This window comes from Cytobacillus sp. NJ13, assembly GCA_030348385.1.
Lineage (GTDB): Bacteria > Bacillota > Bacilli > Bacillales > Cytobacillaceae > Cytobacillus.
The window spans coordinates 630,501-654,936 of the sequence record JAUCFP010000006.1 but is presented as its reverse complement, the minus strand read 5'-3'; the positions used below and the strand labels follow the sequence as shown (position 1 = coordinate 654,936).

Here is a 24,436-nt window from a genome sequence, read left to right as displayed (position 1 = left end):
CTCTTAAATTAATTTACATTTGTTTGTTTCCAGCGAAGCAAACGTTTTTCCATTATCCCCAGCCCAAAATTAAGTAATACTGACATGAACATCAAGATTAAAATAGCTGCAAAGGTTCCAGCTGTATCAAATTGCCCTGCTGAATAGCTGATCAAAAATCCTACCCCGCGGTTAGAGGCAGTAATTTCGCCAATAACAGCTCCTATTAAGGCATAAGGCACAGACATTTTTAAACCAACAAAAACCCAATTTAAAGCTGAAGGAATGGTAACCTTCATTAAGATCTGCCGTTCTGTTGCCCCCATTAAGCGGATGTTGTCCAGCAAATCATTATCTACATTTTTAACACCAGCGTAAGTATTAAAAAACACAAGGTAGAAAACAATGACAGCAGCAAAAACGATTTTCATTTCAATTCCTATGCCAAACCACAGAATAAATAGCGGGGCTAGGGCAACCTTAGGCAAACTATACAAAGCCATGATAAATGGATCTAAGATCTTTGCAACGTATTCCAGCCTACCTAAAATAAAACCCAAAATAGCACCGCCTGTTGCTCCTATAAAAAATCCAATAAACATTTCCTGAGCCGTTATTCCCATATGGAAAAAAAGTTCTCCTGAAAGGAGCCATGAATAGAGAGTTAGGAAAATATCACTTGGCTGGCTCATCCAAAATTTATCAATTAGTGTACCGGAGGCTAACTCCCAAACTAGGAGAACAGCGGCAAGCAAAGCAAGACGAATACCTGCCAGTTTAATATTTTCCTTTAGGGGATTTATTTTTATTTCTTCTTCCAAAGCTAAATGATCTGAACTCTTAGAGTTAGCGACACTTACACTCATACTCCAATTACCTCCTCTATAAATTCTTCTTTTAGCGCGTCCCACAGATTTGTATGCACTTTACTGAATTCATCAGTAAAACGGATGTTAAATGTGTCACGGGGCCTTGGAAGATTAACGTCCTGAATTAATTTAATCGTTCCAGGCCGTTTACTAAAAACGGCTACCCGATCCCCTAATGTTATGGCTTCTTCCAAATCATGAGTGACAAAGATAATGGTTTTCTTCGTTTCTTTCCAAATCTCCATTAATTTAGCCTGAAGTATTAACCGCAGCTGTGCATCTAGGGCACCAAATGGCTCATCCATCAGTAGAGTTTCAGGATTATAAGCAAGTATTTTAGCTAAACTGACTCTCTTTCTCATGCCGCCTGAAAGTTCTTGAGGGTAGTGCTTTTCAAACCCTTGAAGACCCACCATTTCAATAAATTTTGAACTCTCCTTTTCTCTATCTTTTGCACTCAAGCCTTTTATCTCGAGACCAACTTCAACATTTCCTTTTACAGTGCGCCAAGGCAGCAGATTATCTTTTTGGGTCATATAACCAACTTTTGTATTAATTTTTTCTACCTGCTTGCCCCGATAGTATATTTCACCGCCATTTGGCTTCATTAATCCTGCACACATATTCAATACAGTTGACTTACCGCATCCACTCGGTCCTATTACGGTAATAAATTCACCTTCCTGGATATCGAGATTAATATTTTTTGCAGCCCAGAAAGAATTCCCCTCTCTCTCAAACCGTTTTGAAACATTTTTAAATTGAATCAAGCCTATTCCTCCCCATTGGCAAAATTTTTGTCATTGCTTGAATGTCCTAACGTTCTCGAGATTTCCATTGCTACGACTTGAACCTTTTCTGTTAACATGGGAATGCGTTCCTCTGACAATCGCTGAATTGGTCCTGCAATAGCAATCCCGCCTACCAGCTGGTTTGAATAGTCAAAGACGGGAGCAGCCACGGAAAAAGATCCTCTAATTCTCTCTTCTTTTGAAAGTGCATAACCCTTCTCGCGAATTATGGATAATTCTTTATATAAGTCTTCTTCATTAACTTGAAACTGCTCATTCTTGATAGCGCTTTCAATTATTTGCTTAATTTCATGCTGAGGCAGGTTTGCCAAAAGAACTTTACCTGATGCACCTAACCACAGACAATTTTTTTGGCCCACCCTGACAAAATTACGTACAATTTCCCTGCTTTCTATCTTTTCAATACAAACTCGTTCACCTTGATCAATAACATTTAAATCAACGGTTTCAGATGTTTCTTCAGAGAGCTGGCGCATAAAAGGCAGGGCCGAACTTCTTAAATCCATATTCCCCATTACAACAGCACCGAGATGAAATAATTTAAATCCTAAGCTGTATTTTTGACTTACTAAGTCCTGCTGAATATAGCCATTTTGCTCAAGAGTAGCCAATAGGCGGAATACTGTACTTTTTGATAACGATGTTAAATGTGATAGTTCAGTAACTGAACGATGCGGATTCTCTAAAGTAAAACATTCTAGAAGTCGTAATGCACGATCAATTGATTGAACTGTTGGAATAGATTTTTTCATGTAGTCACCCCAAATGTTAGTGATGCGTGTTCCACATTGTGGAACACGTTCCGTATAGTGGTTATTCTTAAGTACATGGTATCATAATTTTCTGTATTTTCAATAATATTTTGTTATTTTTTTCGAAATCCGAAAATAAAGTTTTGGGAGACCATTATAAAAAGGCAAAAAATAAAAAAGAAGAACCGGAACACAATTCCAGTCCTTTTTTATTATCAATATTTTTAAGTTATTACGATTTAACTCCAACCCCACTCCAATATCTCCCGGCAGCCTTCCTCTTCCCCCTAAACCAGGCAAACACAATCGCCGCAATCAGTGTAAATCCCATGTACCCCATTAAAGGATAAACCGTACCGACCAAAGTGATGAATCCTATAAAACTGGCACCGAAAGCAGCAGCCCCGAATAATACGGCAAAGAAGTTGAACTTAGGATTTTCTCTTTTCACGATCCTGGCCGTAAATGCATAAAGCATACCAACAGCGGTGTTGTAAATCATGCCAAGCAATACAATGAACATCAATAATCCAAACACCGGTGAAATTTCATTGGCAAGAGCAAGAATCGGCATGTCTGATCCACCCACAATATCCATTTTGACCAGCATGGCTGCATTGATAAGTAAAATGAGTACACCCAGTCCAACACCGCCCAGGATGCCGCCCAACCCTGCCTGCTTTTCATCATTGGTTGTTCCGCCCATTACAGCCAGCATCGCTGCACCAGCCGCAATATTGTAGGAAACATATAATAGTCCGCCCAAGAGCCAGTTAGAAGCGGCAGGTGTTTGGCTTTCTGCCAATTTCTGTACTTCAGAGAAATTAATCCCCATCGTGCTTAGGGCATAACCGCCAATCACAATCACCATTACTAAAAGAAATGGTGTGACCAGGCTGATAATTGAAATCACTTTTTGGATGTTCAGACAAACGGTCAGGATCGTCAATACGGCCATGATGATATTGCCCGCTATGCTCGGAATCCCGAACTGCTCTTCAAAAATGGATCCCGATCCGGCAAGCATGACAGCGGCCACTCCAAAAAGGAAGAAGGTAATGATGAAGTCGACTGCCATTCCCAGATATCTGCCGCAAATATGGTAAATGACATCTTTATGGGAATCTGTCTGCAGACGGCTTCCAAGCTGAGTTAAATTCATGCCAAGAAAAGCAAAGAAAAAGGTCGCCAGAATGGCTCCGGCAATCCCCATCCAGCCAAAGCCCGTGAAAAACTGCAAAATCTCCTGGCCTGAAGCAAAGCCTGCGCCTACGATGACCCCGATAAAAGCACCGGCAATTTGAATACTCTTTTTCATACTAATCCCCCTTTTAGATATTTGAATTTTTTGACAATTTTGTTTAAAAGAGAAAGAGAGAATTCTCTCTCCCTTAAGAAAAGCTTTTTTCAAAAACAGTAAACTGTTTAATGGTTTCATAATTTGGTTCATATCCCAGACCTGGTTTTCCAGGAACCTTAATCATTCCATCTTCAACAGTTACTTCAGGATCAATCAGATCCTTCTCCCAATAGCGGGATGATGCAGCTGTGTCCCCAGGCATAATGAAGTTTGATAGTGTGGTTAAGGCAATATTGTGCGCCCTGCCGATTCCGGATTCCAGCATGCCTCCGCACCATACCGGAATGTCCCGTGCCTGGCAGAGATCATGAATTCTCCTGGATTCTGTCAGCCCGCCGACCCGGCCGATTTTGATATTAATAATTTTGCAGCTTCCCAGCTCAATCGCCTTGCGCGCATCTTCATAGGAATGAATGCTTTCATCGAGGCAGACAGGCGTTCTGAGTTCTCTCTGAAGTACAGCATGATCGATAATATCATCTGATGCCAGCGGCTGCTCAATCATCATTAAATCAAACTCATCCAGCTGCTTTAAAAGATCGATATCTTCCAGTGTGTATGCTGAGTTTGCATCAGCCATAAGCGCAATATCCGGGAAACGCTTTCTCACTTCCCTCATGACCTCAACATCCCAGCCTGGCTTGATTTTCACTTTAATTCGCTTATATCCTTCGTTTACATATTCATCGATGAGGTTCAGCAGGTCATCCACACTATCCTGAATCCCGATGCTGATGCCAACCTCAATCTCATTCGCTGTTCCCCCAAGGGCCTTTGCAAGCGGAAGTCCCTTTTGCCTGGCATATAACTCCCAAACCGCCCCTTCGAATGCTGATTTCGCCATATTGTTTTTCCGTATGTAGGAGAGAGTTTCCGAAACTTCATCAGGATGCTGCATTTCTTTGTTTAATAGATTCGGAATGATGAAATCTTCAAGCATATGCCAGTTTGTTTTCAGTGTTTCTTCGTTATACCATGGTGAATGAAAGGCAACAGATTCTCCCCAGCCGCTCACACCATTCTCATCCTTCGCTTCCAGCAAGAGAAACTCTTTATCCTGAAACGTGCCGAAGCTTGTTGTAAATGGAGCTTTCATTCTCATTTTCATATGCCTCAATACGACTTCTGTCACTTTCATATTCATTCCCGCCTTTTCCTATTAGTTGAGTTTAAGCTGATTCCTCTGAACGAATACATAGTAATGCACCGGGCCTTTCAGCCCTTTTTGAAATCCAGCCATGGCGTACCCCTTAGAAAATAACTCCTGAAAAATCCTTCTTGTTTTAAAGCGCCAATCGATCGCAAGCTCGAAATTCTTATTTTTAATACTCTGGAAGTTTGCCGGAATTGGAACAAGAACTGGACATCCTGCAGCATCCCATTCAGTATTTAATAAAACAGGAAAGTCATCCTCAGATACTCCCCAATCGTATGGATTCTTTGCGGTCGCTGTTTCCATGCTCCATGGCTCCTCCACATGTGAACTGGTAATCCACCACTCTGCCTTTAAACGGTCTGTCGGCAGCCCATGATTCAGGCTATCATCCATTTCTCCGTAGCAATTCTCCACATAAGTGGAGCAAACCGCATTCAGCTTGGAAAGATTCAAGTAAGCATTCCTGCTTTCCAGCGGATCAAAAGTCCAGGTGATCAGGTCATAGCCCATCCCGGATGCCAGTTCTTTTTGCTTCTGCTTCAATAATGCCCCCATTCCCTTATCCTGGTGTTCAGGGTGAATGCCCAGCATATGTGAGCATAAATAGCCTTTTCCCTTATGGAAACCTGGAAATCCGTAGCTGAATCCCACAAGACTATCTTCTATAAATGCCCCGAGGAGCAGCCCTCCATTCTGGGCAGCTGTGATGGTTTGATGAACCGGAAGGGGAGCCATATTCCAGATTTTCTGCTCCAGCTTTTGAATAAGCTTCATATCGGATGCTGTCTTTAATACCCGTAAATCCATTGTCACAGCAGCCATCTTCACTCCTCCTTTTCCAAAGTCGCCATTACGGCTTTGGCCAGAATTTCCATTCCCGAGTAAATCGCTTCCCGATTGAACGTCATATCCGGATGATGGAGCCCCGGCTTTAAATCACAGCCTAATCCAAGCATCGCGGCCTTTATATTCGGCTTCTTAAGAGTATAAAAATGGAAGTCCTCCCCGCCCGAAGTCACGATTGGCTCCTTTAATCGGTCAGCTCCCAGGACATCTACTATAGCCTTCTCCAGAAAATGCTGAGCTTCTTCATCTACTTCAGCTGCTGCCACATTCGCCTTCGTCTCAAGGCTGATTTTGACTCCATATAGCTTGGATAAATACTCAGTGATCGTTTCAATTTTTTCTCCCAGTGCATGAATGACTTCATTTGTTTGTGCCCTCAGATCCAGGCTAAAGGAAGCCTTTCCCGGAATGATATTGCCTGAGTCACTGCCGGCATGGAATTTGGTCATCTTGGCCGTGTGCGGGACCATCGGATCCAAATGAATATTTTTGATTTCATGAATAAAGGAAGCGCCGATCTCTATGGCATTCTGCCCAAGGTGAGGGCGGGCGCCATGGGCATCTTCCCCGATAATTTCCCCGGTCAGAAATCTTGCTGCTCCATGGTAAATGGCTGCAGACGCTTCTCCATCCCTTATTTCCTGGATTGGCCTCAGATGTACACCGTACAAGTAATCCACATCATCCAGCACGCCATGCTCAATCATTTTCAGGGCACCAGTGCCTTTTTCTTCAGCCGGCTGGAAGATGAATTTCAGTTTGCCTTTTTTAGGGAAGCCTGCCTTTTGAAGCAGCAGCATGGCCCCAACCCCCATTGTCATGTGGGCATCATGTCCGCACGAATGATTGGCCTGAAACTTGCCGTCCACTTCCTGCCAAAGTGCGTCCATATCCGCTCTCAGCGCGACGCATGGACTCCCTTCCCCCACTTCAACAACCAGACCAGTGCAATCCCCAAACAGCTGAACCTGGAACCCCCGGCATTCCAGGAATTTTTGCAAGTACTCAGTGGTCTTATATTCCCTCCAGCTCACTTCCGGGTTTTCGTGCAAATGATTAAAAACCATATCCAATGCAGGTTTAATCTCTTCAATTTCCTTCAATCCATCTTCCCTCCCGGCTGAATAAAAAAATGTTCACTTTCCAGCTTTTCATATTGCTCTTTCCTTGTTTGAAATCGGTCACAATCTTGAATCGACACACCCGCAATCACCGCATTTAAAAAGGAAAAGAGTGCTGGCGCAGCATCAATCGTCGATTTTTCCGATGAATGGATTTGAAAAAGTAAGTCGGCATGCTCTTTAATCGGTGCGATTGCTGAATCCGTGATGCCAATTACAAATGCTCCCTGCTTTTTCGCCAGTTCCGCCATTTTAATCGTATCTTTCATGTAGCGGTCGAATGAAATGGCAATAAACGTCGCTTCTTTATCCATTTCAGTGATCGTCAGCAGCAGATCATCCGTATCCGGCCGGATCAGCTTCGCATTTCCCCTTACAACACCAAGTGTAAAAGAAAGCCAGCTAGCTGCCGCAAAGGAAGACCGCAATCCTGAAACATATACTTTTTTCGTTTTTATCAAGCGTTCAACTAAAACATCAAAATCGTCCTGACTTATATTTTGAATCGTTTCCCTGATATGGAAACAATCTTTCTCCATCACACTGGCCAGGAATTCCGGCTTTTCCGCCAGTTCCACCTTGCTCGTAAAATACTGCCCCAGTGTGCTATTCGCCTTCAGCAGCTGTTCCCTTACCATCTTTTGCAGCTCCGAATAGCCGGAAAGCTGAATCGAATAGCAGAATCGGATGACTGTCGTTTCGCTTATCCCGATTCTCTTGCCAATCTCACCCGCTGACTTCACAGCAAACTCCTTAGGGTGATCCAGTAAATACTTAGCGGCCTTCTGCTGGCCTTTGGAGAGGTTATTAAACTCTGTTTCGATTGCTTCTTTTAATATCATTTAGACTCACCTTAAATTTATGAAGTTTAAGCTGTATTCTTTAAATTTTTGAAGTCTGAACTTCGTTTTAACTAAACTATCATATATTTCTTTGGAAAACAATAATAATTCTGATAATTTTATAATTAAAAATGACACCCTTATCGGATGCCAATTTCTTTAATGATATACATGATCATTCTATAATCCCCGATTGAACAGCATGCACTTCTGCTTCAATCTTAATTTCCATTTGACTATACTGCTCTTTCCATTCCTTCCGATTAAAATCGGAGCGCTGCCTGGCCTTTTCCCCGATGCGAAGGGGATCTGCATCCAATTCCTGAAATCTCTTGACCATTTTCTCTGCTCTCTCAGTTATTTCCTTTTCCACTGCTTTTTCAATTCTCTCAATCGTTTTTTTATCCGTAAGATCTAAATTAACCCCTTCCATGGCTCTTCCGCTTACTTTTACCTTAAAAGTGGTTTTATATTTCCCATTCTTCTTTTCCACTGATATTTTAGTTTTAGAAGATAGATTTTCAAGACTTACATCTTCGCCGCCGCTAAGCTCCACTTCAAATTGTCCCCGCCGGAATTTCTCATATAGTATTTTAAAGATATATGCGTCGCCAAAGCTGATTGTATCAACTAGCTTATCGTCTTTAAAAATTCCCAGTCCGCTTACTTTCAAATGCTTACCCTGCTTTTCAATTAATGGTAAAAAAGGGTCAGCATCTTTACTGTAATAGTGAACAAGAAATCGGTGTAAATTGATTTCTGGAATGGTTTGTTTGAGATTCTGTTCGACTACATCTATTAAATACTGAGACACGGAATCACTTTGTGAGTAATTCGAATCAATGATATCTTTCGCCTTCTCTTTCGATACAACAAGCAGCAATTTCCGGCCAATGCTGGGGTTTCTCTGCAGACTGTCTATCTGATTTTCAATACCATGCTCTGCAAGTTCCTGGTTGAAAATGACTAATCCCACCCTGCCAACGACTATGGGTCTTGCCGCTTCCCCCTGCATTTTTTGCCTGATCCGTTTACCTGTTTTTCCTGTTGCAGTAAAGACCTCATTTACCGGCAATGACTGTTCTCCTGGAGGAATGTTGGAAGAGCCTGCTGTTCCCTCAAATTCGTCATCGTTGACATAATCATAGCCAAATGTCTGAACCAATTGGATATCCTCCAATATTTTTGTACTTGGAATACATCCTGCAAGAAGGAGTGGAATAAATGTACACCATAAAAAGTTATTTATTTTCATCCTTTTTTCACCTTCATAATGATAAATTGCAGAACCAGCAAAAATGGTAAATAAAAATAGATGAGATAAAATCCAACACGTGAATATGCATCATGCAGCACACTGATTTGCTGTCTATCCGTCAATAAAATGCTGATGATAAAAAGCAAAAGACAAAAGATCCTTAAGGCACTTCTTTGAGAAATTCGAAACAGCCGGTTCATTCCCCGGCTTGCACACCAGAGTCCAATGCAAATATTAGGAAGAATGATAAAGAACCATATTGAAATTCCTATATACTCGAACCTTTCAACAATGATAAGATCTACGATTTTCCATAGAGTCAGCGTTGCCCAAATGGTGCTTTTTAACTGTTCCAGGTTGAAATAGACAAAAGTAACAAAAGCAGTGAGCAGGTAAATAAAAATGCTGTATAACACGCCAAAATAGGCCCATTTTTCCGATTTTGGGGCATTCTTAATAAAAGGATAAAACATAAAAAGCGTCTCAAACCCGAGAAAATTCAGGGTCATTTCTTTTGAAGATTTAAATAAATCAGCAGGTGAAGCATTTAAGATTGGAAGCAGATTTCCATAGTCGGCATACTGCAAAGGAAAAATTTTCACAAATAATAAAGGCAGCCCGTATAAAATCCCTAAATAACTTAACCCTGTAACGACACGAAAACCTCCTGATACATAAGAGTAGGATAAAAAAATGATTATCAGCAGGAAGATCCAGTGAGAAACTTCAGGAAACACCCATACCTGAAGGACTTCCACATAAGATCTAAGTACAATCAAGGCATAAGCAAGGTAATAAAACAAAAAAAGAAAGCTAAAAAAACCTCCAATCCATTTCCCCATAATTTCAGCATGTATGGCCACGATATCGTTGTTCCCCTTGTTTAAGATCCGATAGGAAACCCAAATTAATCCGATAATTGAGGCGCCTGATGTTAATATTGCTATCCAGGCATCATGGCCAGCAGACTGGGCAATAATTCTTTCAAAACCTAGAATCCCTACACCTATTTGCGCAGCATGCATTAAATAAAAAACAAAATAGGGAGACACCTTTTTATCCTCTTTCGGCAATGGAAACATCATCTAGCCCCCTTTATCGGAATATATTTTTCCTATCGATTCGCCTTAATCTTCTATGTCTCTTTTAGGTTTCTTATGGCCTTTAGACTGAAAACGAGCTGGAAAAGGCGATCTTACCTGCAGCGGCCGCTTCGTTTGCATGAAAAACGGGAGCCGGAAGAGTGAATCCCTTAAATCATTCAGCCGCAATGGATACACTGGTGCCAGATAAGGACGTCCAAGTGAAGTCATTTTTAGCAAGTGACTTAAAATATAGGCGAAACAAAAGGTAACTCCCAGGAGTCCCCATAATTGGGCAGTGATTAAAAAAGGAAAGCGGATTAAGCGGATCGTGTTGCCCATTTGATAAACAGGTGTAGTAAAGGACGCCAGTGCCGCCAGAGCCACGATGATAAGCAGCACGTTACTCGTCAGCCCGGCCTGTACAGCCGCAGTCCCGATGACGATACCGCCTACGATACCAATCGTCTGCCCGATTTTGGTCGGCAGTCTTGCTCCTGCCTCACGCAGCAGCTCTATGGTTAATTCCAAAATAATTGCTTCTAAGATCGGAGGAAACGGTATTCCGCTCCTCGATGCGATAAGGGGATTAAGCAGGTTCTCCGGAATCATTTCGTAATGGTAGGTCAGCACAGCGACATAAAGAGAAGTCGACAATACCGAAAAGAATACGGCAAACAGACGTACAAGCCGAAAAATAGAGGCAATATGCCACGATAAAAAATAATCTTCAAAGGCAGAAAAAAACTCTACTAAGGTAGTAGGACCTGTCAGAGCATGCGGTGAGCCATCAACAATTATCGTTATCTTCCCTTCCGATAGAACACTCGCTACCCTGTCAGGCCTTTCTGTGTCAATTAAATGGGGAAAAGGAGATTTATGATTGTCGGATATGATCTGGTTAATAAATGAACTGTCCACAACTTGATCAAATTCAATGTCATTAAGGCGCTGAAGAACCGTATTCACGTTTTCTTTGTCCGCAACCCCTTCAATATAAAGAACTGCCACCCTTGTTTTCGTCAGGCTTCCTACCTTTACTTCCTCCACGATAAGATCAGGAATAGGCAGCCTCTTCCTGACCAGATTGATATTAGCATCAAGCGATTCGACAAAAGCTTCCTTTGGCCCCACAACACTGTACTCGACTTCCGGCAAGCTGACGGGCCTTTTTTCAAGCGATACAGCAGAAATAACTAGAGCCTCTTGCAGTGAACCTTTCACTTCTATAACAACACAGCCTGTCAGCAATTTATCCCTTATTTCATGAACATTATCTATTATTTCAGTATTATCAATGGGAATAGCCTGCTGAAGATCAAAAAGGGTTTTGCTGGCATTATCCTTGACATAAGGCAGGATATATTGATGAAGAATATTAATATCCACAATTGTCTGGTAATAATGGATGTAGAATGGACAGGATTCCGAATATCTGTACGAGACAAAATCTGTAGATTCTTTACAGCGATGAAGGAGTTCATCAATCCGCAATTCATGCTCACTATTTTCATTCTTCTTTTGTTTGTTGTCCCTATTAAACCTTTTTAATTTTGATTTAAAAAAACCCACCGGGCACTCCTCCAAAACTTAACAAATCGTAGTTTTAGTATGTGCGGGGATGTTTGATTTATGCTTTCCGCATGAAGCGTTTTTCTCAGGATTCCCTTTTGCTTGGATAGCATGGACAGGATTTTGGTTTCTGCTGACCGAACATATGGCGGAATCGGACAAGTTCTGGATTTTGACTTCTGCTGTCCGAGTTCAGGCCAGATTCAGACAGCTTCTTCAGGATTTGGCTTTTTCTGTCCGAATTCAGGGCGGATTCAGACAGCATCTTCAGGATTTTGACTTTTGCTGTCCGAATTAAGGGCGCATTCAGACAGTTTCTTCAGGATTTTGACTTCTGCTGTCCGAATTCAGTGCGGATTCGGACAGTTTCTTCAGGATTTTGACTTCTGCTGTCCGAACTCATGGTGAATTTGGAAAGGATGAATATGAATGAAATTATTATTCCTTCCAAGTACGTACCATCAGTAAAAAGAAACTTATAAGATTTATCTTGAGAAAGTTTTAATTAACTTATCTTGAATATTAATTTTTCGGATAATAAACAGGCTCAATATTTTTAATAATCCTTTATAAGGATCTTCACTTCCCACAAGTCAGAAACAAATGTTAAAAACATGGATATTTAAATAAGAAATTGGAAAGAAAAAGGATAATATATTGTTTTCTGCCTTCTTCATGATTTTTAATGATAAATTTAATGTTCAATTAACCTCGACAGCCCATATTGGGTAAGAAAATTATTGAGTATGAGGTATTAGCTTTTACTGAAAAACAAGAAATAGGAGCGAGTAATTTGATATACATATACCATGATTTTGGCGGTACACATACCACTTCATTGGCTGCTGCCTATCACTTAAACATCTTAAGTGAGTCTAACCAAATCCCTTCAAGGGAAGAGATACTTGCCGTTCCATATTTTAATAAATTGCAGAAAAAAGATGCAGGAAGATTTATTTTTCATGGGAAAGATCAGGAAGGCAATAGTGTTTATACACTTGGCAGACGGTCATCAAAAATTACCGTTAAAACACTGTTCCACTTTTGTGAGACATTAGTTAACAATAACCAGCTTAATGAAAAAATTATTCTCTCAAACACTTCACCCGTTGTTCCCTTTGCCATGACTTTAGGAGGTTTCTTTTCAAGGGGTTTAGGTATAGATGCAATAGGAGTTCCACTGCTAATTCAGGGAGCACAAAAATGCTGTGGAAATATCATACAGTTAGTAAATGAGACGAAAAACATTGCCAAGGAATCCAGCCTATTAATTGTTAAAATTGATAATAAGGAATACCAAGCATAAAAAATAAGACTCCCCTTGATGAAAATGGGGAGTCTTAGTTATATATTTATCTAAAAAATGAGAAAGCATAATTCCCTTCGTTTCAATTAAAGATCAATGTCCCGTTTATTAAATCCAATAAATCCTGCAGCTGCCAGCACACCGGCAAACAGGCATAATAGCAGCAGCGGGATGATTGAAAATTCTTCAACCGGCGCCTGCGGTACATGGCCAAAAGGAGAAATGCTGCCGATCCAGTCAGAGAATTGGAATAATCCACCTAAATACAGCACAATAAAGGAGTATAAAACGTAAAGCCAAATAAAACTTGTGAATTTTGGCAGAAATCCGATCAGAAATACAGACAGCCCAATCATAACCAGCATGGCGGGATAATAGGAAAGTGCTGCCCCAAAGATCATTCCAAAGGATAAACCTCCTTCAACTGCAGCTGTTCCAGCAGACCATAGTCCGAGTGCTGCCAGCGAAATCATGAGAAATCCATTAATGACAGAAATAACGAAATAGCTGCCTAACAGTTTTGTCCGTGAAACGGCTCTGCTCAGCAGGTGAACAATTCTTTCCTTTTTCTCCTCGCCGCGGAGTTTATTCATGGCCATCACTGGAGGAATGGTTGCCATCAGTGAGATGACAATCATCAGCATTGGAATGAATTGTTCTACCAATGTTACCCCTTCTGTTGGCTTAAGGAGCTGCTTCATGGCTTCATTATCCGAGAAAAATGATTCCAGATCACCTAATACTGAACCGTAAGAAGCACCCAGCACAAACATGCCTATTGCCCATGAAATGATGCCGGTCCGCTGCAATCTTAACGCAAGACCGATTGGACTCTGCAAAAAGCGTGATGCATATTTTTTTCCGGGCCTGGATGGTAAAAATCCACGATCCAGATCTCGAATAGCGTTCAAATAATTCGCGACGGCAAAAAGAACCAGGGCTGCAGCAATCATTAATACAATTGGCCACCAATTATTAGAATCATAGACTTCTGCTTTGGTTACCCATGCGAGCGGCGAAAGCCAGGATAATGATTCATTGCTGATGTCTGTGATTGCTCTAAAAAGATAAGAAATAAGAAGAATGGCTATCGAATAACCGATTGTTCCCCGTGAACTATCGGAAGCTTGAGCAAATACAGCTGTTACACCTGCGAAAAATAGACCCGTCGACCCTAATGCAGCACCATAAAGCAATGACCCTTCCAGATCCATGCTTTCAATTCCAAGGGCATAAAGGCCAAATCCATTAATCAAAGCCAATATGATGCAAGCTGCTGATACTACAAGCAGTGATGCATTTAAATAGGATAGACGCCCTACAGGCAGCGAACGGAGCAATTCCAGGCGACCATCCTCTTCATCAGCCCTAGTATGTCGCGTAACCAGCAGGATGCTCATTAAACCGGTCACAGCAGCAGTCATTAAAAGCATTTGATGGGCTGTCATGACACCAATCGTATAGTTGCTCAAATCCGCGGGACCAGTCATGGCTGTCATCGCCGGGTTGGCCATCGTTTGTGCCATAGCGTCTCTCTCCTGCTGAGAACTGTATAATCCCTTGAAGGCTGTTGGAACAATTATCGTAAAAAAGGTAAGTGCCACCACCCAGATTGGGACTCGCAACCGATCCAGCCGGAATATAAATTTTGACAGGTAAGCGGTTTTTGCCAAGTGATTGCCTGCCATCAGCGGACACCTCCAGTATCCTTTGCCCCTTCATAATGGCGCATAAATAAATCCTCTAGAGTTGGCGGGGCGCTTTCCAGCCTGATAATCCCAAATGGAGAGATATGTTTGATTACAGCATCCATTTCCAGCGTATCCACCTGAAAGGTAATCCCATGTTCACTTTCTTCAATGTCATAAATGCCCTGCAGTTCATTTAGACCTGTAATCGGCAGCTTCGTGTCAACAAGCATTTGAGTCCGGGTTAAGTGGCGAAGTTCACTTAAGGTTCCCGACTCAATAATTTTGCCTTGTCGGATAATGCTTACCCGGTCGCACAGCTTTTCTACCTCTGATAAAATATGGCTGGACAGGAGAACACTCTTTCCTTGTCTTTTAACTTCCATCACACATTCCTGAAAAACTTTTTCCATTAAGGGATCAAGACCGGATGTTGGCTCATCCAAAATGAACAGGTCTGCATCAGATGAAAAGGCCGCAACTAAAGCAACCTTTTGCCTGTTTCCTTTAGAGTAGGTTCTGCATTTCTTGGATGGATCCAAATCAAATTTTTCTATTAACTCCTCACGTCTTGCCTTATTGGCAGTTCCATTCAATTTTATAAATAAATCAATGACCTCTCCCCCTGTTAAGTTCGGCCATAAATTTACATCACCAGGCACATATGCAACCCTCTTGTGAATGTCGACAGCATCCTGCCAGGCATCCTTGCTGAAAATCTTTACTTCTCCATCTGTCGCCTTTAAAATCCCCAATAACACCCGGATTGTGGTTGACTTGCCTGCGCCATTGGGTCCGATGAAGCCCAGTACTTCACCTTTATCCAACTTAAGATTTACCCCATCCAATGCCGTAAACTTGCCGAATTTCTTTGTTAGATTGGTTACTTTTAAAAGGCTCATGATCATTCCTCCCCGTTCTTATAAAAACAGCGATTTAAAATCTCTTTATAGCTGTCCCATTCGTTAAACATCTCAACACCGGCATTTTCAAAGGACTTGATTTTCTTAATCTGCAGCTCCGCGAAACCAGCCATTGTCCAATTAAGGATATTCATCGCTTTTTCAGGATCTATATCCTCCCGAAGTTTTGACCAGTCAATATTTTCATAGATTCTTTTCATGCCATCTTTCTGAATGTTTCCCAATAATTGATGTATATCATTTTTTACTTCCGGAGCATCTTCTTCAAGCAGCGATTTTAAGAAATCAAATACTAGAGGATATTTCTTTTGAATGTTCAACTTAATGAGCCCCACCTGACTGATTCTCTCAAAAATGTCCCTTTCACTCATGTCTATTTCAACATAGATTTGTTCAATGATGTTTACTGCATTCTGAATCAAAAAGAAATACAAATCCTTTTTATTGCTGAAATAGTTGAACAATGAGCCTTTACTTATTTGTGCATCCTTTACCATTTCATTTGTTGAAGCCTTCTCATACCCGCTCTTTACAAATTCTTTCATGGCTGCATTGATAATTCGTTCCTGTTTTTCGATTTTCAAACTGTAAAAAGTAGTATTAATTATATTGCACTCCTTTCACATTAATGACCGATGTGGTCATTTTTAAGATAACAAAATTGACCACACTGGTCAATGGTTCTTCACACACACATTTTGACAAAAATTATCAATTTTTTATTCTTAGTTTTAATTAAAAATACAGGGGGGATACATGCTAATAAGGAGGTGATCAAAATGACTTTGCTTTTCTATAAAGCAATGGAGGCTTTCAAGAAGGATGCAGAAAACCAGAAAAAAGAGAAACAGCAAACAGAAATTTCGAATGTGCAAAAGAAATAGTTATATGAATCAGCTGCTCTTTCATCCTTTTGGATGATTTTTTTTTGAGTGATAAGTCTCTTCCAGACTGGTATAAACTTGACTATCCGAAAAAGTTACTGATATCCTTAGTCCGTTGCAAAGATCTTGTATTTTTATACTCCTGGAGGTTTATTTTGAAAAACATCCCTATTAACAAGTTATATTTTTATATCATATTGGCAATATGTATAGCGGCCTCCATACTGTTTGTCCAGAACAATGATTCTTTCTATGAACGCACAATAGCTGAAGTAAAGGAAGTTCAACTTGTTCACTCTGAAGATGTAACGGATATTTATGATAATGAAGACCGCGTATATGAACAGCATATTATAGCTGAAATTTCGAATGGAAAAGCAAAAGGACAGCAGATTCTCTTAACAAATCAGTATTCTAAATCCAAAGCTTATGACTATGAAATTCAAAGCGGCCAAAAATTATTTGTGTCCATAAAGGAGAAAAAAGAAGGTACTGCAGAATTAAGCGGAGATATCCTTGATCTGAAGCGCGATCATTACATATTATTGGCAGGATGGATCTTTATCCTGATACTCCTCTTTGTCGGTAAAAAGCAAGGTCTCTTTTCCATCATCAGCCTGGCACTCAATGCCGTGCTGCTTTCCTATGCATTGGATGTATATCTGAAGAATCCGGAAATAAGCCTGCTGCTGATATGCAGTGCGGCAGTCATCTTATTTACCGTTACCTCCCTTCTGCTCGTCAACGGCTTTAACGAAAAAACATATGCTGCCATTATCGCAACGCTTGCAGCAACATTCTTGTCATTATTGGTCACCTGCCTTGTCATATGGTTAACTGGCGGGAAGGGGCTAAGATTCGAAGAACTCCAGTTTATAACCAGACCCTATCAGATGGTATTCTTAGCCGGTTTATTTATCGGCTCATTAGGAGCGGTTATGGATGTCGCCATTACCATGTCATCTTCACTGTTTAGCTTATATGAAAAAAACAACAGCATTCCGGTGCAGGCGCTTAAACGCTCTGGAATGGAAGTGGGCAAAGACATTATGGGCACCATGACGAATATCTTGTTTTTCGCCTATATCAGCGGTTCCATTCCGATGCTTATTTTGTATATTAAAAATGACTCTCCGCTCGGATTCAGCCTATCCATGAACCTTTCACTGGAATTAGCCCGGGCACTTGCCGGAGGAATCGGAATCGTGATCACCATTCCGATTGGCTTATATACTGCCATATACTTCATTAATAGAAAGAGGGCACGAAAATGAATGCAATACTATTGCTGGCAGCCATATTATTTATTCTGATGATCCTTATTGGCGGAAAAAAAGGAGCCAGATCATTTTTTGCGATCTTCCTCAACTTCGGAGTGATTATTTTCGTCCTTTTCTTTATGAACGATCCAAACATCAATCCGATTATCGTTACATTATTCGCCTGTGCCTTCATCGGCTGTATTAATCTTTTCTTTATAAATGAAGTGAACATTAAGACGATAACCGCATTTCTTGCTTCGATCATTACCACGGTCGTTCTTATTGTGTTCATTGTCATCATTGCAGAAAAGGCAATGATCCAGGGGTTTGGTGAAGAGGAAATAGAAGAGTTGAGCATATTTTCGCTTTATATTGGTGTTGATTATGTTAAAGTGGCTGCGTCTGTCATCATCATGAGTACTATCGGCGCCATAACAGATGCTGCCATGGCAATCTCTTCCCCAATGCGGGAAATCCATTATCATCACCCGGACATCAGCAGAAAAGACTTGTTCCAAGCTGGCATCAGCATTGGAAAGGATATTCTCGGAACAAGCACCAACACATTATTTTTCGCCTTCTTTGGCGGATATTTAGCACTGCTTATATGGTTTAAAGACCTATCTTATTCACCAGGTGAAATTATCAATTCTAAGATTTTCAGCGGCGAGATGATTACGATCTTCTGTGCAGGAATTGGGGTAACAATGGTAATTCCCGTCACTTCTTGGATTACCGCACTGTACTTAGTGAAAAGAGGAAATACTGCTGATTCCGCCGAATAGCTATCCCGAGGTAAGAGAGGCTTCAACAGTAATCTTGTTTCCCACAAAACCACCACAAGGATGAATTACCCATTTTTTTACAGTTAATGGTATTTAATAACAATTAACGTCCATACTAATTAACAGTAAAATGAGGTGAACCTATGCATTGCATCCTTGTAATATTGGTTATCTTCCTTTCTTATATAAAAGGAGACTGGAAAAATTGGGAAATATATTATCCTACCATGCTTTATATATCTGTGGCGTCTTTCATTTATGAATTTATTTCACACAGCCATTTTCACTTATGGGAACTTGAAAAGGGCCTATTAAATCTGATGGGCGTCCATCTAGTGCATAACATCGTTATTAATCCTTTGATTGGCTTTATGTTTTTATCTAATTATCCCAGCAATCTAAAAGATACAATTTTTTATTATGCAAAATGGATGGTATTGTTTTGGGCGGCCGAATGGCTGGCATCCCGCTTTAGTTTCATAACCTACCATAATGGATGGAATATCTGGTGGTCTTTTCTATTTGTGGCCATTATGTTTCCTATGATCCGTTTACATTACACCCATAAACTGCGGGCATTAACTCTTTCGGCACTGATAGCTGCCCTTTATTTGTTCTTGTTTGATTATCTATAGTGAACGTGCGGATTGATGCCAGCCAAATAAACTCGATTGTTAGTGACCGGAAGACTTCCCCTTAACCTGCTTTAGCGTAGCCACTATAAGGAAGCTGACAATCACCAGCAAGAGCCATGAACTCACCTTCCCCAGATGAACGAGACTCCATGCATCGGCCTGATTGGGGTATTCCCATGCCCCAAAGAATGTTGCGATATTTTCCGCTATCCATATGAAGAATCCAATTAGCACAAAAGAAAGTGCAAGCGGCATACGGTACCGGATTCCGCCTACCTCGTAACTGACCCAGGATCTCCAAAAAACGATCAGAACCATTCCGGACAGCCACCAGCGGATATCAATCCAATAATGGTGGGTGAAAAAATTCAAATAAATCGCAGCGGCAAGAGGCACTACTGCCAGGAATGGCGGCCACTTGACCAGATCAACCTTCAGCCTCCGCCACGCCTGGCACAGATAACTTGCTACACTGGCGTACATGAAACCGCTGTACAAAGGAACTCCAAAAACTTTGGAATAACCCTCCTCCGGATAAGCCCATGAGCCCATATGTACCTTAAATAGTTCTAGTGCAAGGCCAATAATATGGAACAAAGTGATAACCTTCAGTTCATCCTTCGTTTCAAGCCCCGATCTCACCATCGCCCACTGCATCAGAAGACAGATGATCAGCAGCCAGTCATACCGCGGCAGAATGGGCAGCGGCAGGAATTTGGTGAAAGCTAAAGAAGCAAAAATGACAACGGGAAACAAACAGGACAAAGCCTGCTCCCAGCCAAAACGAAAGAGCTGCTTTAGGGATCTCATCGGCTGAGCTTCCAATTTGCGAATAGGCAAATGCATATGTTATCCCTCCATTTTTGGGACAGGTTCTTAGTCCATTTGGGACATGGAACCTGTCCCTTTGTCCCACTCATTCATCACTGCGGTATTCCAGGATATCTCCAGGCTGGCAGTCCAATGCCTTGCAAATCGCCTCCAAAGTTGAAAACCGGATCGCTTTTGCTTTTCCATTTTTTAATATAGAGAGATTGGCCATTGTGATTCCTACCCTCTCTGAGAGTTCAGTTACACTCATTTTCCTTTTCGCCAGCATCACATCAACATTTATAATAATAGCCATGTTCTCACCTCAGACCGTTAAATCGTTTTCTGATTTTATATCGATTGCCTCTTGCAAAAGCTTTTGGAGTACAGCCGCAAATACCGCGATAACCATCGAAGCAAAAGGAACCAGCAAGCCAACGAAGATAACACCCGGGGCATCGTCAAATTCTGCAAAGAGATAGAAGACAGGCAGTACCAGCACATGCAAACAGGCGATGGTGATGGCGCAATATTTTATTTTCTTTAAAGCTATAACAGATAAATCAGAGAAAGCTTTATTTTTGTCAATATAGCGCAAAAGTTTGAAAGCCTGGTATAGCGCAAAGTAAAAAGGGACCGTCGAAGCATAAAAAACAATGTAAACCAGATATTTAATGAAAGAAAACTTCGGCAGCAATTCACCTGCGACTTTTCCCAGCTCAGGAACCAAAAAAATGCACAAAATCAGAATTGGGACTCCTAACAGAATTACGGCTATCTTTAAAAACAATGTTGTTACTTTTTCCATAGCAGGCACCTCATTTCTTATTTTCAATTTGATTTTAATCTATTATTTATCGTTTTTCAATAAATAATTAATGATTTTTATTATATTTTTATTGAAAATAGAACCTGCTTATTGAATCAGACAAGATAAAAAAGAGCATTTCTTATTGCAAAGAAATGCTCTTTAACACCTATCGATATAAAATTGATTAGTTGCAGTTGATAGCAGTGCATTACCAATGACTTATTTTGCAATTTGCTTTGTGTTATTAATCAGTTCATCAATTAAGTGCCCGAAATCAATGGCAATTTTATTGCATTTGGCCAATTCTACACAAATTAAATTGGCTGGTATTCCCGCAGACACGAGGGCCACATCGAAATCATATTTTTGTGCCTCGGAAAGTACCTGGGGAACAGAATAAATATTCTCAACTGGAATTGAACCTGCAATATTATTAAACCCGGCATTGCGGAGAACGGTTTCTCCCTCCATCATCCGATTTCCTATCAGCAATATTCTCTGATTGCTCAGCAGGTCCTGAAAAAGCGTTGTCTCCAGATGGAGTTCATAATTGATTACTGACCTGGTTAGGTTCATGTGATCCAGCGGCCAATTGTGGTGCTTTGCCAGCTTGTTAAACAGCTGCTGGAATGTCGGTCTTCTAAGAAACGGAATGCCCACCATATCGGCTTCCAGCAAATTATTTGCTAATAAGTCCCTGATGCTGTGATCGGGCAAATTCACACCGGCATATGATAAGAAATTAAGTCTAGGAATGCTTTTTATATCTTCTGTTGAAACAAGCAGGTCGTGAGCAAGAGTCAATAACTCCCCATCCCCAACCCTAATCAGTGAGTATCCTTTATTTTTATTCATCGCCTGCTTTATTTCCTCTTGAACCTCCTTGGGTGTCTTAAGCTTAATGAACTTTTTTGATAAGCTGGAGACCCCCGCTTCCAATATTTCTTCCACAGAAAATGGAAGAACATAATCAGCGCCAACCAGCTCCTCCACATGCTTCTCTCCGCCGCTGAAATATGCTTCATAAGTGAGATCTTCTAAGTATCCGAAGTTTTTTAATTTTTCCCAATCCTTCTCTGAATACATAGACATCATTTTGTCCTCCATTCATATAAAAAATGAAACTCTTATAATTTTTTATTTACCTCTAATTCATCAAGGAATTTCCTCTTTCTGTTCCCATCAGAAAAACTGCCTCTTTCATTTGTTGCCGAAAAAAGATAGGATAGCCCTTCAATATAATCTCCAACAAGGTTCTCGTTCTTTGCAGCGTCATTCAAATAAATGAGTTTAGTGCTTACCTGGACAATTGAAACTGGCAGGTTGAGTTCCAATATTTTGAGATAGGCCAATGGAGGGATCAAAATAGAAGAATAACCTATTTTTTGAAGTGCTTTCCTGCTGATGATATGAGGCTGTTCAGCCAAGCCATTATTCAGGAGTTCAGGTCTCTTAACTGCTATATTCAAAAAATATTTTATGCTATTAATCTGATCAATTGGATGGATTTCATCTAAATTATGAACTTCATCTAAAAGAACCAGATCCGCCCCATTTTCCGCTTCTTTAAACAGTCTTTCCAATTCTTCTGCAGGCAGAGTTCTCCTATCTTCGAGAAAAAGGATGCTTTCCCCAGATGCAAGGATTGCTCCTATAGCTCTTTTTAAAAAAATATCGTCATTAATAAACCAGGGAATTAAAGTTACCTCTAAATCACGTAATCTATCTATTTTTGTCTGGTCCTGACTGCTTAATACAACCAGGACTTCCTCTATATTCGTTTCATTTAATGTCTTAATGACATCAGACACTAGGTCAATGTCCAGATTTTCTACATCACAGATGACCGCACTTCGCATCACTGTTTTCGCCGCTTTTGACCGTTTTACATTCTCAAGCATTGTTCCATGTTTCTTATCGGGACGTCCTCCTCTTTTTCCTTTTTCCCTAATAAGATAATGCACAGCAGATAAATGATCCCCAAAAATCACATCCTCGATCCGGTTATAGGGTGAATCACTGCATTTTTCAATATGAATGTCCGGCCTGATTTTATTTTTGCTTACAACATCGACATATCCAGGCGCAACAATCGACATTTGCTTTCTCATGGCTATTGCTTGTGCTAAAGGCGGATTGGCCAGGCTGCGCCAGTTAATTTCCTGCAATGCAAGCCGGCTGATTGCATGCGGAACAGCGACCATGGAGTTAATCGATAACCCATGATAACCAAACAGTTCGTTAAGTGCCTTTTTGACAACAGATACAGAATGTGGCCGCTGTTTGTTATTCATAATTGACTCCAGATTATTTAAGGCAATATCATGGCCTTGCTCAATTGCATCAATAAATGGATAAAGTTCTTCATAGGGAATAAGAATATCACCATCTAGAAACAGCAGAATGTCCCCCTTCGCATAATAAGCGCCAATTGCCCTGCCCACATCATGTCCTAAAGGCTCTTCATAAGTTATAACCTTACATTCCATTGCTTGGGCAATTTCTTCTGATTTATCCCTCGATCCGTTTATGACCGTAATGATTTCTAAAGGATTCAACTTCTTGACTTCTTTTAAAATCATGGCTAATTTTTCTTCTTCATTCATTATGGGAATCACAACAGAAACCTTTCTCATGATACTCACCACCTTCCTCTGTATGGTAAAAGAAAGCCCTCTTCCCCATTTTCACTTAATAGTAATTTCAGTCATTCTTTCTCCCTGACACCTTTTATCAATTCAGCACATAACTTGTTTATTATGGGGAGATGAAACGAAAAGCTGCTTCTTACTTCCAAATTGGCAAGCCCAAATATACAAAGCTTGATATTGAAGCCTAGATCATTTGGATCACGCTTAAGAAGCGAATTTTCCATTGCTTTAAAGGCCATCTTTAGGATTGAAAATGCCTCTCCATTAGCGTTTGCTGGATTATTTTTGCCGGGTTCAATTGAAGGTGGTATAGTATCTGCATCAGAAGCATACAGAAGGGATTTTGCTTCTCGCAATCCTGCCGTCACTCCTGGAAGAGGTGTGGTTGTTACATTTGGTGCAGAAGTGGTTGTTACATTTGGTGCAGGTGTGGTTGTCATATCAGGGGCAAGTGATGTTATCGTTACACTTGGCTGAAGATAATTTGCTTCATCATGCTGCTGTTTAAGATATGGGGCTTTGAAAAAATACCCTTCAATTGAAATGGGTTCACCTGCATTCTTCCTGTTAAAAAAAGCGATGACCTGCAGCTTTTGATCTGAACCATTTCCAATGAAGTCTTCCTCTTTAAATCTTCCATTCTTCTCCATATTCAGCAGTGTAATACCCAGTGTTTCATTTTGGGCAAGTCCTAATTCAGGCTGCTCAGGCTGAAGGGTCATTTGAAGTTTACTTTCTTTCGTTTCTTTAGAAACAGATAATCTCCAGGAAGCAGGCTTTATATCGAGAATTCTTGCATCTGCTTCCTTTAATGAACCAATATTCAATGTTAAACTAACTAATTTTAGGTCTGGCCCGGAATGAGGTAAAGGGCTCTTATTTTCAAAAGTGAGATGAGCCATTTTACCGTCTTCGGATATGTCAACTTGACCAATCACAGTAACGATTTCATCATTTTTGCCAATTCCTAACAACTGGGTTTGAATGCCCATTTTCTTCATCCTTTCATTACTAAAAAACATACAAGTCTAA

25 protein-coding genes are annotated in these 24,436 nt (G+C 40.7%); 5 read left to right on the top strand and 20 right to left on the bottom strand.

Features of this window, described 5'->3' with window-relative positions; all coding sequences use genetic code 11:
• Positions 1-8: 8 nt before the first annotated feature.
• The 11 genes from QUF73_03150 to QUF73_03100 all read right to left on the bottom strand — a co-directional run bounded on the left by QUF73_03150 (position 9) and on the right by QUF73_03100 (position 11,649).
• A complete protein-coding gene (locus tag QUF73_03150) occupies positions 9-890 on the bottom strand; it encodes an ABC transporter permease (GenBank protein MDM5225197.1) in 882 nt (293 codons plus the stop codon).
• Positions 842-1,618, bottom strand: coding sequence for an ABC transporter ATP-binding protein (locus tag QUF73_03145; GenBank protein MDM5225196.1), 777 nt, complete (start codon positions 1,616-1,618; stop codon positions 842-844). Before QUF73_03145 ends, QUF73_03150 begins: the two co-directional genes overlap by 49 nt.
• Before the next feature lie 2 nt (positions 1,619-1,620).
• Positions 1,621-2,412, bottom strand: a complete 792-nt coding sequence (locus tag QUF73_03140; protein MDM5225195.1) for an IclR family transcriptional regulator — start codon at positions 2,410-2,412, stop codon at positions 1,621-1,623.
• A 232-nt stretch (positions 2,413-2,644) separates the two neighbouring features.
• Positions 2,645-3,730: a hypothetical protein gene (locus tag QUF73_03135; protein ID MDM5225194.1), complete on the bottom strand. Its 1,086-nt coding sequence runs from the start codon at positions 3,728-3,730 to the stop codon at positions 2,645-2,647.
• A 73-nt stretch (positions 3,731-3,803) separates the two neighbouring features.
• Positions 3,804-4,910 carry an o-succinylbenzoate synthase gene (gene menC / locus QUF73_03130; GenBank protein ID MDM5225193.1) on the bottom strand — a complete coding sequence of 369 codons (1,107 nt, stop codon included), beginning with the start codon at positions 4,908-4,910 and terminating at the stop codon, positions 3,804-3,806.
• Between the two features lie 21 nt (positions 4,911-4,931).
• Positions 4,932-5,750, bottom strand: coding sequence for a GNAT family N-acetyltransferase (locus QUF73_03125; protein MDM5225192.1), 819 nt, complete (start codon positions 5,748-5,750; stop codon positions 4,932-4,934).
• Between the two features lie 2 nt (positions 5,751-5,752).
• Positions 5,753-6,877 carry a M20 peptidase aminoacylase family protein gene (locus QUF73_03120; protein ID MDM5225191.1) on the bottom strand — a complete coding sequence of 375 codons (1,125 nt, stop codon included), beginning with the start codon at positions 6,875-6,877 and terminating at the stop codon, positions 5,753-5,755.
• A complete protein-coding gene (locus tag QUF73_03115; protein ID MDM5225190.1) occupies positions 6,874-7,737 on the bottom strand; it encodes a MurR/RpiR family transcriptional regulator in 864 nt (287 codons plus the stop codon). Before QUF73_03115 ends, QUF73_03120 begins: the two co-directional genes overlap by 4 nt.
• A 175-nt stretch (positions 7,738-7,912) precedes the next feature.
• A complete protein-coding gene (locus QUF73_03110; GenBank protein MDM5225189.1) occupies positions 7,913-8,992 on the bottom strand; it encodes a Ger(x)C family spore germination protein in 1,080 nt (359 codons plus the stop codon).
• Entirely contained in the window at positions 8,989-10,080 is a 1,092-nt protein-coding gene (locus QUF73_03105; protein MDM5225188.1) for a GerAB/ArcD/ProY family transporter, read from the bottom strand. The genes QUF73_03110 and QUF73_03105 overlap by 4 nt, the downstream gene beginning before the upstream one ends.
• Positions 10,081-10,122: 42 nt before the next feature.
• Positions 10,123-11,649: a spore germination protein gene (locus QUF73_03100; protein ID MDM5225187.1), complete on the bottom strand. Its 1,527-nt coding sequence runs from the start codon at positions 11,647-11,649 to the stop codon at positions 10,123-10,125.
• A gap of 49 nt (positions 11,650-11,698) precedes the next feature.
• On the opposite strand from QUF73_03100, the gene QUF73_03095 reads away from it, so the two are divergent.
• A complete protein-coding gene (locus tag QUF73_03095; GenBank protein MDM5225186.1) occupies positions 11,699-11,947 on the top strand; it encodes a hypothetical protein in 249 nt (82 codons plus the stop codon).
• Between the two features lie 495 nt (positions 11,948-12,442).
• Positions 12,443-12,955, top strand: coding sequence for a DUF3189 family protein (locus tag QUF73_03090; GenBank protein ID MDM5225185.1), 513 nt, complete (start codon positions 12,443-12,445; stop codon positions 12,953-12,955).
• Between the two features lie 86 nt (positions 12,956-13,041).
• On the opposite strand, the gene QUF73_03085 is transcribed toward QUF73_03090, so the two are convergent.
• The 3 genes from QUF73_03085 to QUF73_03075 are packed head-to-tail and all read right to left on the bottom strand — an operon-like array spanning position 13,042 to position 16,150.
• On the bottom strand, positions 13,042-14,643 hold the full coding sequence (locus QUF73_03085) for an ABC-2 transporter permease (protein MDM5225184.1): 1,602 nt from the start codon (positions 14,641-14,643) through the stop codon (positions 13,042-13,044).
• Positions 14,643-15,545 carry an ABC transporter ATP-binding protein gene (locus tag QUF73_03080; protein ID MDM5225183.1) on the bottom strand — a complete coding sequence of 301 codons (903 nt, stop codon included), beginning with the start codon at positions 15,543-15,545 and terminating at the stop codon, positions 14,643-14,645. The genes QUF73_03085 and QUF73_03080 overlap by 1 nt, the downstream gene beginning before the upstream one ends.
• A gap of 2 nt (positions 15,546-15,547) precedes the next feature.
• Positions 15,548-16,150 (bottom strand): TetR/AcrR family transcriptional regulator, encoded by a 603-nt coding sequence (locus tag QUF73_03075; protein MDM5225182.1) that lies wholly within the window; start codon positions 16,148-16,150, stop codon positions 15,548-15,550.
• 455 nt (positions 16,151-16,605) lie between these two features.
• Between QUF73_03075 and QUF73_03070 the strand changes: the two genes are divergently transcribed.
• The 3 genes from QUF73_03070 (at position 16,606) to QUF73_03060 (ending at position 19,132) form a co-directional block, all read left to right on the top strand.
• Positions 16,606-17,724, top strand: a complete 1,119-nt coding sequence (locus QUF73_03070; GenBank protein ID MDM5225181.1) for a YibE/F family protein — start codon at positions 16,606-16,608, stop codon at positions 17,722-17,724.
• On the top strand, positions 17,721-18,497 hold the full coding sequence (locus tag QUF73_03065; GenBank protein ID MDM5225180.1) for a YibE/F family protein: 777 nt from the start codon (positions 17,721-17,723) through the stop codon (positions 18,495-18,497). The genes QUF73_03070 and QUF73_03065 overlap by 4 nt, the downstream gene beginning before the upstream one ends.
• Before the next feature lie 143 nt (positions 18,498-18,640).
• On the top strand, positions 18,641-19,132 hold the full coding sequence (locus QUF73_03060; GenBank protein ID MDM5225179.1) for a CBO0543 family protein: 492 nt from the start codon (positions 18,641-18,643) through the stop codon (positions 19,130-19,132).
• Positions 19,133-19,171: 39 nt separating this feature from the next.
• Here the strand turns inward: QUF73_03060 and QUF73_03055 are convergent, their stop codons facing one another.
• From QUF73_03055 to QUF73_03030, 6 genes are all read right to left on the bottom strand, one after another.
• Entirely contained in the window at positions 19,172-19,942 is a 771-nt protein-coding gene (locus tag QUF73_03055; GenBank protein ID MDM5225178.1) for a DUF817 domain-containing protein, read from the bottom strand.
• Between the two features lie 106 nt (positions 19,943-20,048).
• Entirely contained in the window at positions 20,049-20,258 is a 210-nt protein-coding gene (locus QUF73_03050) for a helix-turn-helix transcriptional regulator (protein MDM5225177.1), read from the bottom strand.
• Between the two features lie 9 nt (positions 20,259-20,267).
• Positions 20,268-20,750 (bottom strand): DUF2975 domain-containing protein, encoded by a 483-nt coding sequence (locus QUF73_03045; protein MDM5225176.1) that lies wholly within the window; start codon positions 20,748-20,750, stop codon positions 20,268-20,270.
• A 222-nt stretch (positions 20,751-20,972) separates the two neighbouring features.
• Entirely contained in the window at positions 20,973-21,848 is an 876-nt protein-coding gene (locus QUF73_03040) for a GT-D fold domain-containing glycosyltransferase (GenBank protein ID MDM5225175.1), read from the bottom strand.
• A 32-nt stretch (positions 21,849-21,880) separates the two neighbouring features.
• On the bottom strand, positions 21,881-23,389 hold the full coding sequence (locus QUF73_03035) for a glycosyltransferase (GenBank protein ID MDM5225174.1): 1,509 nt from the start codon (positions 23,387-23,389) through the stop codon (positions 21,881-21,883).
• Positions 23,390-23,460: 71 nt separating this feature from the next.
• Positions 23,461-24,396: a hypothetical protein gene (locus QUF73_03030; GenBank protein MDM5225173.1), complete on the bottom strand. Its 936-nt coding sequence runs from the start codon at positions 24,394-24,396 to the stop codon at positions 23,461-23,463.
• Between the last annotated feature and the right edge of the window lie 40 nt (positions 24,397-24,436).

Bases quoted from the DNA above. Each gene is read 5' to 3' on its own strand.
- QUF73_03140 (MDM5225195.1), bottom strand. From the start codon at position 2,412: ATGAAAAAATCTATTCCAACAGTTCAATCAATTGATCGTGCATTACGA.
- QUF73_03135 (MDM5225194.1), bottom strand. From the start codon at position 3,730: ATGAAAAAGAGTATTCAAATTGCCGGTGCTTTTATCGGGGTCATCGTA.
- menC (MDM5225193.1), bottom strand. From the start codon at position 4,910: ATGAAAGTGACAGAAGTCGTATTGAGGCATATGAAAATGAGAATGAAA.
- QUF73_03125 (MDM5225192.1), bottom strand. From the start codon at position 5,750: ATGGCTGCTGTGACAATGGATTTACGGGTATTAAAGACAGCATCCGAT.
- QUF73_03115 (MDM5225190.1), bottom strand. From the start codon at position 7,737: ATGATATTAAAAGAAGCAATCGAAACAGAGTTTAATAACCTCTCCAAA.
- QUF73_03110 (MDM5225189.1), bottom strand. From the start codon at position 8,992: ATGAAAATAAATAACTTTTTATGGTGTACATTTATTCCACTCCTTCTT.
- QUF73_03105 (MDM5225188.1), bottom strand. From the start codon at position 10,080: ATGATGTTTCCATTGCCGAAAGAGGATAAAAAGGTGTCTCCCTATTTT.
- QUF73_03095 (MDM5225186.1), top strand. From the start codon at position 11,699: ATGTTTGATTTATGCTTTCCGCATGAAGCGTTTTTCTCAGGATTCCCT.
- QUF73_03085 (MDM5225184.1), bottom strand. From the start codon at position 14,643: ATGGCAGGCAATCACTTGGCAAAAACCGCTTACCTGTCAAAATTTATA.
- QUF73_03080 (MDM5225183.1), bottom strand. From the start codon at position 15,545: ATGAGCCTTTTAAAAGTAACCAATCTAACAAAGAAATTCGGCAAGTTT.
- QUF73_03065 (MDM5225180.1), top strand. From the start codon at position 17,721: ATGAATGCAATACTATTGCTGGCAGCCATATTATTTATTCTGATGATC.
- QUF73_03060 (MDM5225179.1), top strand. From the start codon at position 18,641: ATGCATTGCATCCTTGTAATATTGGTTATCTTCCTTTCTTATATAAAA.
- QUF73_03055 (MDM5225178.1), bottom strand. From the start codon at position 19,942: ATGAGATCCCTAAAGCAGCTCTTTCGTTTTGGCTGGGAGCAGGCTTTG.
- QUF73_03050 (MDM5225177.1), bottom strand. From the start codon at position 20,258: ATGGCTATTATTATAAATGTTGATGTGATGCTGGCGAAAAGGAAAATG.
- QUF73_03045 (MDM5225176.1), bottom strand. From the start codon at position 20,750: ATGGAAAAAGTAACAACATTGTTTTTAAAGATAGCCGTAATTCTGTTA.
- QUF73_03040 (MDM5225175.1), bottom strand. From the start codon at position 21,848: ATGATGTCTATGTATTCAGAGAAGGATTGGGAAAAATTAAAAAACTTC.
- QUF73_03035 (MDM5225174.1), bottom strand. From the start codon at position 23,389: ATGAGAAAGGTTTCTGTTGTGATTCCCATAATGAATGAAGAAGAAAAA.
- QUF73_03030 (MDM5225173.1), bottom strand. From the start codon at position 24,396: ATGGGCATTCAAACCCAGTTGTTAGGAATTGGCAAAAATGATGAAATC.